10 protein-coding genes, 4 tRNA genes and 1 rRNA gene are annotated in these 14,341 nt (G+C 59.9%); 1 reads left to right on the top strand and 14 read right to left on the bottom strand.

Annotated elements, in window-relative coordinates:
- Positions 1 to 128: 128 nt before the first annotated feature.
- Positions 129 to 4,367 carry a DNA-directed RNA polymerase subunit beta' gene (rpoC, locus tag G3N58_RS16375; protein WP_167045411.1) on the bottom strand — a complete coding sequence of 1,413 codons (4,239 nt, stop codon included), beginning with the start codon at positions 4,365 to 4,367 and terminating at the stop codon, positions 129 to 131.
- Positions 4,368 to 4,388: 21 nt separating this feature from the next.
- On the bottom strand, positions 4,389 to 8,495 hold the full coding sequence (rpoB, locus tag G3N58_RS16370) for a DNA-directed RNA polymerase subunit beta (RefSeq protein WP_167045408.1): 4,107 nt from the start codon (positions 8,493 to 8,495) through the stop codon (positions 4,389 to 4,391).
- A gap of 124 nt (positions 8,496 to 8,619) precedes the next feature.
- On the opposite strand from rpoB, the gene G3N58_RS16365 reads away from it, so the two are divergent.
- Entirely contained in the window at positions 8,620 to 8,832 is a 213-nt protein-coding gene (locus G3N58_RS16365; RefSeq protein WP_167045405.1) for a hypothetical protein, read from the top strand.
- 33 nt (positions 8,833 to 8,865) lie between these two features.
- Here the strand turns inward: G3N58_RS16365 and rplL are convergent, their stop codons facing one another.
- The 12 genes from rplL to rrf form a co-directional block, all read right to left on the bottom strand.
- The gene (gene rplL, locus G3N58_RS16360; protein WP_167045402.1) at positions 8,866 to 9,243 is read right to left on the bottom strand and encodes a 50S ribosomal protein L7/L12; all 378 of its coding nucleotides are present in this window, start codon (positions 9,241 to 9,243) and stop codon (positions 8,866 to 8,868) included.
- 63 nt (positions 9,244 to 9,306) lie between these two features.
- On the bottom strand, positions 9,307 to 9,810 hold the full coding sequence (gene rplJ, locus G3N58_RS16355) for a 50S ribosomal protein L10 (RefSeq protein ID WP_167045857.1): 504 nt from the start codon (positions 9,808 to 9,810) through the stop codon (positions 9,307 to 9,309).
- Positions 9,811 to 10,112: 302 nt separating this feature from the next.
- A complete protein-coding gene (gene rplA, locus G3N58_RS16350; RefSeq protein ID WP_167045400.1) occupies positions 10,113 to 10,811 on the bottom strand; it encodes a 50S ribosomal protein L1 in 699 nt (232 codons plus the stop codon).
- Entirely contained in the window at positions 10,812 to 11,243 is a 432-nt protein-coding gene (gene rplK / locus G3N58_RS16345) for a 50S ribosomal protein L11 (RefSeq protein ID WP_042329781.1), read from the bottom strand.
- Between the two features lie 162 nt (positions 11,244 to 11,405).
- A complete protein-coding gene (nusG, locus tag G3N58_RS16340) occupies positions 11,406 to 11,963 on the bottom strand; it encodes a transcription termination/antitermination protein NusG (RefSeq protein ID WP_075303275.1) in 558 nt (185 codons plus the stop codon).
- A gap of 1 nt (position 11,964) precedes the next feature.
- Entirely contained in the window at positions 11,965 to 12,345 is a 381-nt protein-coding gene (gene secE / locus G3N58_RS16335) for a preprotein translocase subunit SecE (RefSeq protein ID WP_167045397.1), read from the bottom strand.
- A 35-nt stretch (positions 12,346 to 12,380) separates the two neighbouring features.
- A tRNA-Trp gene (locus tag G3N58_RS16330) sits at positions 12,381 to 12,456 on the bottom strand.
- A 64-nt stretch (positions 12,457 to 12,520) separates the two neighbouring features.
- Complete coding sequence (gene tuf / locus G3N58_RS16325) at positions 12,521 to 13,711, bottom strand: elongation factor Tu (RefSeq protein WP_167045394.1); 1,191 nt, start codon at positions 13,709 to 13,711, stop codon at positions 12,521 to 12,523.
- Positions 13,712 to 13,773: 62 nt separating this feature from the next.
- Positions 13,774 to 13,848 (bottom strand) — tRNA-Thr (locus G3N58_RS16320).
- Positions 13,849 to 13,864: 16 nt separating this feature from the next.
- Positions 13,865 to 13,938, bottom strand: a tRNA-Gly gene (locus G3N58_RS16315).
- Positions 13,939 to 13,978: 40 nt separating this feature from the next.
- A tRNA-Tyr gene (locus G3N58_RS16310) sits at positions 13,979 to 14,064 on the bottom strand.
- 154 nt (positions 14,065 to 14,218) lie between these two features.
- Positions 14,219 to 14,332: ribosomal RNA gene (gene rrf, locus G3N58_RS16305) — 5S ribosomal RNA — on the bottom strand.
- Positions 14,333 to 14,341 lie beyond the last annotated feature (9 nt).

The following is a 14,341-nucleotide window of genomic DNA, read 5'->3' as shown; positions in this document are numbered from 1 at the left end:
CCATCCGGCCTAGGCTCGCGCCGGCGCATGACGCCAATGGCATCCGCAAAAAACATAAAAAAAGCCACCCAGTCGAAACTGGGCGGCTTGCGTGGCTTGTCAAGCGTGGCGGCTTACGCCGCCCGCACTTACTCGCCCGTGTGCTGCTGTTCGGCAGCCGGCGCTTCCGGCGTACCGAATTCGAACGACTCTTCCGCTGCGATCTGATCGAAACGCTCGCGGTCGGCCAGTTCCTTGCTCTTGCGCGCCTTGTGGAACGCGAGACCCGTACCGGCCGGAATCAGACGGCCGACGATCACGTTTTCCTTCAGGCCACGCAGATCGTCGCGCTTGCCCATGATCGCCGCTTCGGTCAGCACGCGGGTCGTTTCCTGGAACGACGCCGCAGAGATGAACGAATCGGTCGACAGCGACGCCTTCGTGATACCGAGCAGCACGTTTTCGTACGTCGCCGGACGCTTGTCTTCCGCGATCATACGGTCGTTCTCGTCGAGCATGTCCGACCGCTCGACCTGTTCGCCCGGGATGAAACGCGTATCGCCGTTGTCGACGATCTGCACGCGGCGCAGCATCTGACGCACGATCACTTCGATGTGCTTGTCGTTAATCTTCACGCCCTGCAGACGGTACACGTCCTGCACTTCGTCCACGATGTAGCGCGACAGCGCCTCGACGCCCTGCAGACGCAGGATGTCGTGCGGATCAGCCGGTCCGTCGACGATCATTTCGCCCTTGTTGACGACCTGACCATCGTGCACCAGAACCTGCTTTTCCTTCGCGATCAGGAACTCGTGCTGGTTGCCCTCGAGGTCCGTGATAACGAGACGCTGCTTGCCCTTCGTGTCCTTACCGAACGACGTCGTACCCGTGACTTCCGCCAGGATACCCGCGTCCTTCGGCGAACGTGCTTCGAACAGTTCCGCCACACGCGGCAGACCGCCGGTAATGTCACGCGTCTTCTGCGATTCGGTCGGGATACGTGCGAGCACTTCACCGACCTGCACCTGCTGACCGTCCTTCACGGTAATCAGCGCGCCGACCTGGAAGCCGATCTGCACCGAGTGCTCGGTGTTCGGGATCTTCACTTCCTCGCCGTTCGCGTCGAGCAGCTTGACCTGCGGACGCACCGTCTTCGAGGCCTGCGAACCGCGACGCTTCACGTCGATCACGACGAGCGTGGACAGACCCGTCACGTCGTCGATCTGCTTCGCGACGGTCACGCCTTCCTCGACGTTCTCGAACTTCACCGTACCACCGTACTCGGTGATGATCGGACGCGTCATCGGATCCCACGTCGCCAGTTGCGTGCCGGCCTTGATCTGCGCGCCGTCGAGCTGCAGCAGCGTGGCGCCGTACGGCACCTTGTGACGCTCGCGCTCGCGGCCGTGATCGTCGGTGATCATCGCCTCGCCCGAACGCGAGATGACGATCTGCTCGCCCTTCGCATTCGTGACGTAACGCATCGTCGCCGTGAAACGCACCGTACCGTTCGACTTCGCTTCGACCGACGAAGCCACCGCCGCACGCGACGCCGCACCACCGATGTGGAACGTACGCATCGTGAGCTGCGTGCCCGGTTCACCGATCGACTGCGCCGCGATCACGCCGACCGCTTCGCCAACGTTGACCGACGAGCCGCGGCCGAGGTCGCGGCCGTAGCAGGCCGCGCACAGACCGTAGCGCGTTTCGCAGGTGAGCGGGGTGCGCACACGCACTTCGTCGATGCCGAGGCGTTCGATTTCCTCGACCGCGTCTTCGTCGAGCAGCGTGCCCGTTTCGAACAGCGTTTCCTGCGATTCCGGATTGACGACGTCAGCCACCGCGACGCGACCCAGAATACGGTCACGCAGCGCTTCGACCACTTCACCGCCTTCCACGAGCGCCTTCATCGCCACGCCGTTGGACGTGCCGCAATCGCTCTCGACCACGACCAGATCCTGCGTCACGTCGACCAGACGGCGCGTCAGGTAACCCGAGTTCGCGGTCTTCAGTGCCGTATCAGCCAGACCCTTACGAGCACCGTGGGTCGAGATGAAGTACTGCAACACGTTCAGACCTTCGCGGAAGTTCGCCGTAATCGGCGTCTCGATGATCGAGCCGTCCGGCTTCGCCATCAGGCCGCGCATACCGGCCAGCTGACGGATCTGAACCGCGGAACCGCGCGCGCCCGAGTCGGCCATCATGTAGATGGAGTTGAACGACTCCTGACGCGTTGCGTTGCCGTCGCGGTCCGTGACCGGTTCCGTCGACAGTTGCTCCATCATCGCCTTGCCGACCGCTTCCGACGTTGCCGACCAGATGTCGACCACGTTGTTGTAGCGTTCCTGCGCGGTGACGAGACCCGACATGTACTGACGGTCGTATTCCTTCACCTTCTTCGCAGCGTCGCCGACGATGGTTTCCTTCTGCGGCGGCACGAGCATGTCGTCGACGCAGATCGAAATACCGGCACGCGTGGCGAGGCGGAAGCCCGACTGCATCAGCTGGTCGGCGAAAATCACCGTCTCGCGCAGACCGCACTTGCGGAACGCGGTGTTGATGAGACGCGAGATTTCCTTCTTCTTCAGCGGCTTGTTCAGCACCGAAAACGGCAGACCCGGCGGCAGGATTTCCGACAGGATCGAGCGGCCGACCGTGGTCGCGTACAGCGTGACCTTCGGCACGAACGCCGGCGCGCCTTCCGACTTGTCTTCGTTGTGGACCATTTCCGTGATCCGCACGTTGACGCGCGAGGCCAGCTCGACTTCCTTGTTCTCGTAGGCGCGCAGCACTTCCGACACGCCCGTGAACGTCAGGCCTTCGCCCTTGCCGTTCACTGCTTCACGCGTCGCGTAGTACAAGCCGAGCACGATATCCTGCGACGGCACGATCGACGGATCGCCGTTGGCCGGGAACAGCACGTTGTTCGACGCCAGCATCAGCGTGCGCGCTTCCATCTGCGCTTCGAGCGACAGCGGCACGTGAACGGCCATCTGGTCACCGTCGAAGTCGGCGTTGAACGCCGCGCAAACGAGCGGGTGCAGCTGGATTGCCTTACCCTCGATCAGTACCGGCTCGAAAGCCTGGATGCCGAGACGGTGCAGCGTCGGCGCACGGTTCAGCATGACCGGATGCTCGCGGATCACCTCTTCGAGGATGTCCCACACGACCGGCGTCTGGTTCTCGACTTCCTTCTTCGCAGCCTTGATGGTGGTCGCGACACCCATCACTTCGAGCTTGTTGAAGATGAACGGCTTGAACAGTTCGAGCGCCATCAGCTTCGGCAGGCCGCACTGGTGCAGCTTCAGCGTCGGGCCGACCACGATCACCGAACGGCCCGAGTAGTCGACGCGCTTACCGAGCAGGTTCTGACGGAAACGACCGCCCTTACCCTTGATCATGTCGGCGAGCGACTTCAGCGGACGCTTGTTCGCGCCGGTCATCGCCTTGCCGCGACGGCCGTTGTCGAGCAGCGAGTCGACAGCTTCCTGCAGCATCCGCTTTTCGTTGCGGACGATGATTTCAGGCGCCTTCAGCTCAAGCAGACGCTTCAACCGGTTGTTACGGTTGATGACGCGGCGATACAGGTCGTTCAGGTCCGACGTCGCGAAACGGCCGCCGTCGAGCGGCACGAGCGGACGCAGTTCCGGCGGCAGCACCGGCAGCACTTCGAGAACCATCCAGTCCGGCTTGATGCCCGAACGCTGGAACGCCTCGAGCACCTTCAGGCGCTTCGCGTACTTCTTGATCTTCGCTTCGGAACCGGTGTTGCGCAGTTCCGTGCGCAGCAGCTCGACCTGCTCGTCGATGTTGATCGCGCGCAGCAGTTCGCGAATACCTTCCGCGCCCATTTCGGCACGGAATTCGTCGCCGTATTCCTCGACCTTGTTGTAGTAATCCTCTTCGGTCATGATCTGGCGCGCTTTGAGCGGCGTCATGCCTGGATCGATCACCACATATGCTTCGAAGTACAGCACGCGCTCGATGTCGCGCAGCGTCATGTCGAGCACCATGCCCAGACGCGACGGCAGCGACTTCAGGAACCAGATGTGCGCGACCGGCGAGGCCAGCTCAATGTGGCCCATCCGCTCGCGACGCACCTTCGCGAGCGTCACTTCGACGCCGCACTTCTCGCAGATCACGCCGCGGTGCTTCAGGCGCTTGTACTTGCCGCAAAGGCATTCGTAGTCCTTGATCGGACCGAAAATCTTCGCGCAGAACAGACCATCGCGCTCCGGCTTGAACGTGCGGTAGTTGATGGTTTCCGGCTTCTTGACTTCACCGAACGACCACGAACGGATCTTGTCCGGCGAGGCCAGACCGATCTTGATCGCGTCGAAAACTTCAGGTTGTTGGACTTGCTTGAATAGATCGAGCAAAGCTTTCATCGCTTCTCTCCAGTAGTCCGATTAGTTCCGGTCCAGGTCGATGTCGATACCCAGCGACCGGATTTCCTTCACCAACACGTTGAACGACTCAGGCATGCCGGCATCGATCACGTGATCGCCCTTGACCAGGTTTTCGTACACCTTGGTCCGGCCCGTCACGTCGTCCGACTTCACCGTCAGCATTTCCTGCAGCACGTAGGATGCGCCGTACGCTTCGAGCGCCCACACTTCCATTTCACCGAAACGCTGGCCACCGAATTGCGCCTTACCACCCAGCGGCTGCTGCGTGACGAGCGAGTACGGGCCCGTGGAACGCGCGTGCATCTTGTCGTCGACCAGGTGGTGCAGCTTCAGGTAGTGCATGTAGCCGACCGTCACCGTACGTTCGAACATCTCGCCCGTGCGGCCGTCGTACAGACGCACCTGGTTCTTCGACGGCGTCATGCCGAGGTTCTGTGCGATGTCGTCCGGGAATGCCAGATCCAGCGCGCGCGACATTTCTTCTTCCGTCGCACCGTCGAACACCGGCGTGGCGAACGGCACGCCTTCGCGCAGGTTCTTCGCCAGCTCGAGGATTTCGTCGTCGCTGAAGCTGTCCAGCTCTTCGGCGCGGCCCGACTCGTTGTAGATCTTGATCAGGAATTCGCGCAGTTCGGCAATCTTCGCCTGACGCTGCAGCATTTCGCCGATACGCCAGCCGAGACCCTTCGCGGCCCAACCCAGATGTACTTCGAGAACCTGACCCACGTTCATCCGCGACGGCACGCCGAGGGGATTCAGCACGACGTCGGCCGGACGGCCGTCGGCCATGTACGGCATGTCTTCGATCGGCACGATCTTCGACACGACACCCTTGTTACCGTGACGGCCTGCCATCTTGTCGCCAGGCTGCAGGCGGCGCTTCACCGCCAGATACACCTTGACCATCTTCAGCACGCCCGGCGGCAGTTCGTCGCCTTGCGTGAGCTTCTTGCGCTTCTCTTCGAACGCGAGGTCGAACTGGTGACGCTTCTCTTCGATCGAGTTCTTGATCGCTTCGAGCTGGGCCGCTGCTTCTTCGTCCGCGAGGCGGATGTCGAACCAGTGGTAGTGGTCCAGATCTTCGAGGTATGCGCGCTCGATCTTCGTGCCCTTCGCGAGCTTCTTCGGACCGCCGTTCGCCACCTTGCCTTCGAGCATGCGCGCGAGACGCTGGAACGCATCGCCTTCCACGATACGCAGCTGGTCGTTCAGGTCGAGGCGATAGCGCTTCAGTTCATCGTCGATGATCTGTTGCGCGCGCTTGTCGCGCTGGATGCCTTCGCGCGTGAACACCTGCACGTCGATCACGGTGCCGCTCATGCCCGACGGCACGCGCAGCGACGTGTCCTTCACGTCCGAGGCCTTCTCGCCGAAAATCGCGCGCAGCAGCTTTTCTTCCGGCGTCAGCTGGGTTTCGCCCTTCGGCGTGACCTTGCCGACCAGCACGTCGCCCGCTTCGACTTCCGCGCCGATGTACACGATGCCCGACTCGTCGAGACGGCCAAGCTGCACTTCCGCGAGGTTCGAGATGTCGCGCGTGATTTCTTCCGGTCCGAGCTTCGTGTCGCGTGCCACGACGTTCAGTTCTTCGATGTGGATCGACGTGTAACGGTCGTCGGCCACGACCTTTTCCGAGATCAGGATCGAGTCTTCGAAGTTGTAGCCGTTCCACGGCATGAACGCGATCAGCATGTTCTGGCCGAGCGCGAGCTCGCCCAGATCGGTCGATGCGCCGTCAGCCAGCACGTCGCCGCGCGCAACCTTGTCGCCCATCTTCACGATCGGACGCTGGTTGATGTTCGTGTTCTGGTTCGAACGCGTGTACTTGATCAGGTTGTAGATGTCGACACCGACTTCACCCGCAACCGCTTCGTCGTCGTTCACGCGAATCACGATACGGCCCGCGTCGACGTAATCGACCACACCGCCGCGCAGTGCCTGAACCGTCGTGCCCGAGTCGACCGCCACGGTGCGCTCGATGCCCGTACCGACGACCGGCTTCTCCGGACGCAGACACGGCACGGCTTGACGCTGCATGTTCGAGCCCATCAACGCGCGGTTCGCGTCGTCGTGCTCGAGGAACGGAATCAGCGAAGCTGCAACCGACACGATCTGCGACGGCGCCACGTCCATGTACTGGATGCGGTCCGGCGTGACCATCAGCGTTTCGCCCGCTTCACGCGACGACACGAGTTCGTCGGTCAGCGTACCGTCGTCGGCCACCGCCGCGTTCGCCTGAGCGATCACGTAACGGCCTTCTTCGATCGCCGACAGATAGTCGATCTGGTCGGTCACCTTGCCGTCCGTCACCTTGCGATACGGCGTTTCGAGGAAGCCGTATTCGTTCAGGTGCGCGTACAGAGCGAGCGAGTTGATCAGACCGATGTTCGGACCTTCCGGCGTTTCAATCGGGCACACGCGGCCGTAGTGGGTCGGATGCACGTCGCGGACTTCAAAGCCTGCGCGCTCGCGCGTCAGACCGCCCGGGCCCAGTGCGGAAACACGACGCTTGTGCGTGATTTCCGACAGCGGGTTGGTCTGATCCATAAACTGCGACAGCTGCGACGAACCGAAGAACTCGCGGATCGCCGACGAAATCGGCTTCGAGTTGATCAGATCGTGCGGCATCAGGTTTTCGCTTTCGGCCTGGCCGAGGCGTTCCTTCACGGCACGTTCGACACGCACGAGACCCGCGCGGAACTGGTTTTCCGCGAGTTCGCCGACGCAACGCACGCGACGGTTGCCGAGGTGGTCGATGTCGTCCACTTCGCCCTTGCCGTTGCGCAGCTCGACGAGGATCTTGATCGTCGCGAGGATGTCGTCGTCCTGCAGCGTCATCGGGCCGACGATTTCGTCACGGCCGACGCGGCGGTTGAACTTCATACGACCCACCTTCGACAGGTCGTACGCTTCTTCGCTGTAGAACAGACGGTTGAACAATGCCTCGACCGCTTCTTCGGTCGGCGGCTCGCCCGGGCGCATCATGCGGTAGATCGCGATGCGGGCGGCCATCTTGTCCGCCGTTTCGTCGATGCGCAGCGTCGACGAGATGTACGGACCCTGGTCCAGATCGTTCGTGTAGAGCGCCTGGATGTCCTTGATCTTCGCTTCGCGCAGCTTCTCGAGGACGGTTTCGGTGACTTCGTCGTTCGCATTCGCGATGACTTCGCCGGTGTCGCCGTCGACGACGTTCTTCGCCAGCACGCGGCCGAGCAGATAGTCTTCCGGCACCGAGATGAACTTGGTCTTCGCGTTGTCGAGATCGCGGATGTGCTTGGCGTTGATCCGCTTGTCCTTCTGGACGATCACGTTGCCATCGCGGTCCGTGATGTCGAAACGCGCAACTTCACCACGCAGACGCTCCGGTACGAACTCCATCTGCGCGCCTTCCGGCATCAGCGTGAAATTGTCGAACACGAAGAAGTTGGCGAGGATCTGTTCCGGCGTGAGGCCGATGGCCTTCAGCAGGATCGTGACCGGCATCTTGCGGCGACGGTCGACACGGAAGTACAGCACGTCCTTCGGGTCGAACTCGAAATCGAGCCACGAACCGCGGTAAGGAATGATACGTGCCGAAAACAGCAGCTTGCCCGAGCTGTGCGTCTTGCCCTTGTCGTGCTCGAAGAACACGCCCGGCGAACGATGCAGCTGCGAAACGATCACACGTTCCGTGCCGTTGATGACGAACGAACCGGTCGGCGTCATGAGCGGAATTTCGCCCATGTACACTTCCTGTTCCTTGACTTCCTTGACGACCGGCTTGCTCGGCGACTCCTTGTCGAGCAGCACCAGACGCACCTTGGCGCGCAGCGCCGAGCAGTACGTCAGACCGCGCTGCTGACATTCCTTGATGTTGAATGCCGGCGGCGACAGCATGTAGCTGACGAATTCGAGACGAGCGAAGCCGTTATGCGAAACGATCGGGAAAACGGACGTGAACGCAGCTTGCAGGCCTTCCGGCTTACGCTGCGTCGAAGACGTGTCTGCTTGCAGAAACGTGCTGAATGATTCAAGCTGGGTAGCCAGCAGGAAAGGTACTTGGTGAACGATGGGGCGTTTCGCGAAACTCTTGCGAATACGCTTCTTCTCGGTGAAGGAATATTGCATACGATCTCCGAATCACGGCGGGCATAGTTGTCGAGGCAGGATACCTTGATGAGACAACCCGAGTGTTCACCGACTGAGACCCGATGGCCGTCCAATGGCTTGAACGAGCCTAGAAGCTTGGTGGTTGGCCGCTACCAACCGCTGGCTGACGGCAGCGGATGCCTGTGTTGCCCGCTACCCGACCAAACTTGCCTTCTGCAGTCGCTTCAGAAGACAAAGAGAAACGCCGGTCAATGTTGCCGATTGGCGATTTTCTTTGGCTTCTGGGAATCACGTTCTTGCCGGAACAAACCCACAAAAACGCAAGCCCCACAAAGCACAAAAAGGCCGGCGGTGAAAAACCGCCAGCCTTCGCACAGCGCGTTGAAACTTACTTGATTTCAACCTTCGCGCCAGCTTCTTCCAGCTTCTTCTTGGCTTCTTCAGCAGCAGCCTTGGGCACCGCTTCCTTGACGGGCTTCGGTGCGCCATCGACCAGATCCTTCGCTTCCTTCAGGCCGAGACCCGTCAGTTCGCGAACAGCCTTAATGACCGAAACCTTGTTTGCGCCGGTTTCAGCCAGGATGACCGTGAATTCGGTCTGCTCTTCAGCAGCAGCAGCGCCGCCGCCTGCGCCTGCCGGGCCTGCCACTGCAACAGCAGCTGCCGACACGCCAAACTTTTCTTCGAACGCCTTAACCAGCTCGTTCAGTTCCAGAACCGACATCGAGCCTACGGCTTCGAGGATGTCTTCTTTTGCGATTGCCATTTGAAATACTCCTAAATTGAATTCGGATACAGCCAGCGATCAATTACGCTCGACTGATGTACGTTACGCAGCGGTTTCTTCGCCTTGTTTCTTCTCTGCCAGCGCGGCCAGAGCACGCGCGAAGCCAGAAACAGGAGCCTGCATGACGAACAGCAGCTTGGAGAGCAGTTCTTCGCGGCTCGGGATGTTTGCCAGCGCTTGCACGCCAGCCTTGTCCATCACCTTGCCTTCGTAGGAACCAGCCTTGATGATCAACTTGTCATTGCTCTTGCTGAAGTCATTGACGACCTTGGCAGCAGCAATTGCATCTTCGGAGATGCCGTAGATCAAGGGGCCAGTCATCTGCTCTGCCAGCGGAGCAAACGGCGTACCTTCGACAGCGCGACGCGCCAGCGTGTTCTTCAACACGCGAAGATAAACCTGTTGCTCACGCGCTTTCGCGCGCAGCTTGGTCAGATCGCCAACCGCGATTCCACGATACTCAGCCAGAACCACGGTCTGAGCTTTCGCGACTTGCGCGGCAACCTCAGCGACGACGGCCTGCTTGCTTTCTTTGTTGAGTGGCACGGTTAACCTCCAGATTCGATACACGCGGCGTGCGCCTTGTGTACCGCGTTCAATAACGGCGTCCGACCAGTCAGGAGTATTTCGACCGCCCGACACCCGCATTGCTGCGGACATCCAACGGTTTCATCACCACAAACTTTTTCGGGTTCGCCATCTGCGTTGGCTTTACATTAAGGACTCGCCTACCTGCTGCGGGCCCGCCAACGGTCTTTGACAACCGGTTGCGCGATGCAGACTGCCACCTTGCAACCGCCCAAAGCCCTTATAGACCACCCCGACTTACGTCAGGGCGATGAAATTCATTACTGCGCTGCGATCGACGCTTGATCGACGCGAACGCCCACACCCATCGTGCTCGACAGAGCGACCTTGCGCAGGTACACACCCTTGCTCGTTGCCGGCTTCGCCTTTTGCAGCGCGTCGATCAGAGCATTCAGGTTGGTACGCAGAGCAGTTGCTTCGAACGAAGCACGGCCGATCGTGGCGTGGATGATACCGGCCTTGTCGACACGGAATTGCACCTGACCAGCCTTGGCGTTTTTGACTGCGGTCGCGACATCCGGCGTGACCGTGCCGACCTTCGGGTTCGGCATCAGACCGCGCGGGCCGAGGATCTGACCGAGCGTACCGACGATACGCATCGTGTCCGGCGAGGCAATCACGATGTCGAAGTTCAGGTTGCCGGCCTTAACCTGTTCAGCCAAGTCTTCCATACCGACGACGTCCGCACCGGCTGCACGAGCCTGCTCAGCCTTTTCACCTTGCGCGAACACCGCGACGCGAACCGACTTACCCGTACCAGCGGGCAGCACGACCGAGCCACGAACCACTTGATCCGACTTCTTCGCGTCGATGCCGAGTTGCACCGCGACGTCGATCGATTCGTCGAACTTCGCGCTTGCGCACTCCTTCACGAGCGACAGAGCGTCTTCGAGCGGGTAGAGCTTCTGACGATCAACCTTTGCTGCAAATGCTTGCAGACGTTTCGAAAGCTTGGCCATTTACACGCCCTCCACGGTGATGCCCATCGAGCGGGCGCTACCAGCGATCGTGCGAACCGCTGCGTCCAGATCAGCAGCCGTCAGATCGGGCATCTTGGTCTTGGCGATATCTTCAGCTTGAGCACGGGTGATCTTGCCGACCTTGTCGGTATGCGGCTTGCTCGAACCCTTGTCGATCTTCGCTGCCTTCTTGATCAGAACCGTGGCCGGCGGCGTCTTCAGCACGAACGTGAAGCTCTTGTCCGCGAATGCCGTGATCACGACCGGAATCGGCAGGCCCGGTTCCATTGCTTGAGTCTGCGCGTTGAACGCCTTGCAGAACTCCATGATATTCAGGCCGCGCTGGCCCAGTGCCGGACCGACCGGCGGCGACGGGTTGGCTTTACCTGCAGGAATCTGCAGCTTGATAAAGCCGATGATTTTCTTTGCCATCTTGAGAACCTCTTTGGAACGCCGACGTGTATGTGGACGTTCAGTGAGTAGTAGCGCGTGTTCGCTGAAAAACTAGCTAGTTACGCTCCTCAACGACCATTACGCGGGCCGTAAGCGCGAAATACGGAACGCACCGAGCGGCGCGTTCCGTAAAATTCTGGATTACAACTTTTCGACCTGGCCGAATTCCAACTCAACCGGCGTTGCGCGGCCGAAGATCGTAACGGAAACACGGACTCGCGACTTTTCGTAGTTCACTTCTTCGACGCTGCCGTTGAAATCAGTGAATGGGCCTTCCTTCACCCGCACCATCTCGCCTACTTCAAACAGGGTCTTCGGACGCGGCTTCTCCACGCCTTCCTGCATCTGCGACATGATTTTTTCAACTTCCCGAGGAGAAATCGGGCTCGGGCGATTGCGCGCCCCACCGACAAAACCGGTCACCTTTGCCGTATTTTTTACGAGATGCCACGTTTCGTCTGTCATTTCCATTTCCACCAGCACATAGCCGGGGAAGAAACGACGCTCCGTCACTGATTTGTGACCACCTTTCACCTCGACGACTTCTTCAGTCGGAACAAGGATCTGGCCAAACTGGTCCTGCATACCGGCACGCTCGATGCGCTCCTGAAGCGCTCGTTGCACGCTCTTCTCCATGCCGGAGTAGGCGTGCACCACGTACCAACGTTTGCCGCTCGGGGATGCCGGTGTATCGCTCATATCATTTCCAACCCAGAATCACCGAGAAAATCGCCCACTCAATGGATTTATCGCAAACCCAGAGAAAAATCGCCATCACGACCACAAAGCCGAACACTACAAGCGTTGTCTGAGTAGCCTCTTTACGGGTAGGCCAAACAACCTTACGAACTTCTTTGTACGAGTCTTTGGCGAAAGCGATAAAACCCTTGCCAGGCACTGAGAGAAGACCGACTGCGACACCCGCGATCGCACCAACAGCCAAGGCGGCTCCGCGGATGTACCATTCCTGGCCACTCAGCCAGAAGAACCCCACGAACCCGGCCAAGACCAGCAATACACCCGCGATCAACATCAACTTGTCGCCAGATGTATTTACAGTTTCGACGGAAGGATTCGCCATAACACCTTAACGAAGCGCCACTACGGCGCAATAGTTGGCAGGGGCAGAGGGAATCGAACCCCCAACCTTCGGTTTTGGAGACCGACGCTCTGCCAGTTGAGCTATACCCCTAAACCATTTGGGGCTGACGACACCGCCAACCCCGATACAACCGATTATCGAGAACTATCTGGCGTTACTCGATGATCTTGGCGACGACACCAGCGCCGACCGTACGACCGCCTTCGCGAATTGCGAAACGCAGACCTTCTTCCATCGCGATCGGGTTGATCAGCTTCACCGTGATCGACACGTTGTCGCCCGGCATCACCATTTCCTTGTCCTTCGGCAGCTCGATCGAACCCGTCACGTCCGTCGTACGGAAGTAGAACTGCGGACGGTAGTTGTTGAAGAACGGCGTGTGGCGGCCGCCTTCATCCTTGCTCAGCACGTACACCTCTGCCGTGAAGTGCGTGTGCGGGTTGATCGAACCCGGCTTCGCCAGAACCTGACCACGCTCCACGTCTTCACGCTTCGTGCCGCGCAGCAGGATACCCACGTTGTCGCCTGCCTGCCCCTGGTCGAGCAGCTTGCGGAACATTTCCACGCCCGTGCAGGTCGTCTTGGCCGTTGCGCGGATACCGACGATCTCGATTTCCTCGCCGACCTTGATGATGCCGCGCTCGACGCGACCCGTCACCACCGTGCCGCGACCCGAGATCGAGAACACGTCTTCCACCGGCATCAGGAACGAACCGTCAACCGCGCGCTCCGGCGTCGGGATGTACGTGTCCAGCGCGTCGGCCAGGCTCATGATCGCCACTTCGCCCAGTTCGCCCTTGTCGCCTTCCAGCGCCAGCTTGGCCGAACCCTTGATGATCGGCGTGTCGTCGCCCGGGAAGTCGTACTTCGACAGAAGTTCGCGCACTTCCATCTCGACGAGCTCCAGCAGCTCAGCGTCGTCCACCATGTCGCACTTGTTCAGGAACACGATGATGTACGGAACGCCAACCTGACGCGCCAGCAGGATGTGCTCACGCGTTTGCGGCATCGGGCCGTCTGCGGCCGAGCACACCAGGATTGCGCCGTCCATCTGCGCTGCGCCCGTGATCATGTTCTTCACGTAGTCGGCGTGGCCCGGGCAGTCGACGTGTGCGTAGTGGCGGTTTGCCGTTTCGTACTCGACGTGCGCGGTGTTGATCGTAATACCACGTGCCTTTTCTTCCGGCGCTGCATCGATCTGGTCGTATGCCTTCGCTTCGCCGCCGAACTTCTGCGTCAGAACCGTCGTGATCGCCGCCGTCAGCGTGGTCTTGCCGTGGTCAACGTGACCGATCGTGCCCACGTTCACGTGCGGCTTGGTCCGCTCAAACTTACCCTTGGCCATTTTCGACTCCTAAGAGGATTTTCCGTACGTTGCGCTGGGCGCAAACAATCACTGAATACTTCTGGTGCCCATGGGCAGGATCGAACTGCCGACCTCTCCCTTACCAAGGGAGTGCTCTACCACTGAGCCACATGGGCGCTACTTCCGTGTCACTGGAGCGGGTGAAGGGAATCGAACCCTCGTCGTAAGCTTGGAAGGCTTCTGCTCTACCATTGAGCTACACCCGCAACGATCATGGATTCCCAACAACTGCTACAACTTGCATTCTGGTGGAGGAGGTTGGATTCGAACCAACGTAGGCGTAAGCCAACAGATTTACAGTCTGCCCCCTTTAGCCACTCGGGCACCCCTCCGCAGAGAACTGACGATTATGGGGGAACAACATCTTTTTGTCAAGGCTTGCTTGACCATTCCAAACCCACCGTTCTCACTTATATGCAGCGATTTCAGGTCTTTCGTAAACGGAAAAACCCCACCGCAATGGGTGGGGTTTTTGGCCAAGAAGGAGCCTGACGATTACCTACTTTCACACGGGCAATCCGCACTATCATCGGCGTGGAGTCGTTTCACGGTCCTGTTCGGGATGGGAAGGGGTGGGACCGACTCGCTATGGTCATCAGGCATGACGGG

This window comes from Paraburkholderia sp. Ac-20342 (assembly GCF_017104985.1).
In the GTDB taxonomy this organism is placed as follows: Bacteria; Pseudomonadota; Gammaproteobacteria; order Burkholderiales; family Burkholderiaceae; genus Paraburkholderia.
Note: the sequence above shows the minus strand (reverse complement) of the source record. Positions and strands in the feature narration are given on the sequence as shown.

What these genes read in the sequence shown, in the direction of transcription:
- secE (WP_167045397.1), bottom strand. Translation starts at nt 12,345, where the DNA reads ATGGCGAATCCTTCCGTCGAAACTGTAAATACATCTGGCGACAAGTTG.
- rpoB (WP_167045408.1), bottom strand. Translation starts at nt 8,495, where the DNA reads ATGCAATATTCCTTCACCGAGAAGAAGCGTATTCGCAAGAGTTTCGCG.
- rplK (WP_042329781.1), bottom strand. Translation starts at nt 11,243, where the DNA reads ATGGCAAAGAAAATCATCGGCTTTATCAAGCTGCAGATTCCTGCAGGT.
- rpoC (WP_167045411.1), bottom strand. Translation starts at nt 4,367, where the DNA reads ATGAAAGCTTTGCTCGATCTATTCAAGCAAGTCCAACAACCTGAAGTT.
- rplL (WP_167045402.1), bottom strand. Translation starts at nt 9,243, where the DNA reads ATGGCAATCGCAAAAGAAGACATCCTCGAAGCCGTAGGCTCGATGTCG.
- tuf (WP_167045394.1), bottom strand. Translation starts at nt 13,711, where the DNA reads ATGGCCAAGGGTAAGTTTGAGCGGACCAAGCCGCACGTGAACGTGGGC.
- nusG (WP_075303275.1), bottom strand. Translation starts at nt 11,963, where the DNA reads ATGAGCGATACACCGGCATCCCCGAGCGGCAAACGTTGGTACGTGGTG.
- rplA (WP_167045400.1), bottom strand. Translation starts at nt 10,811, where the DNA reads ATGGCCAAGCTTTCGAAACGTCTGCAAGCATTTGCAGCAAAGGTTGAT.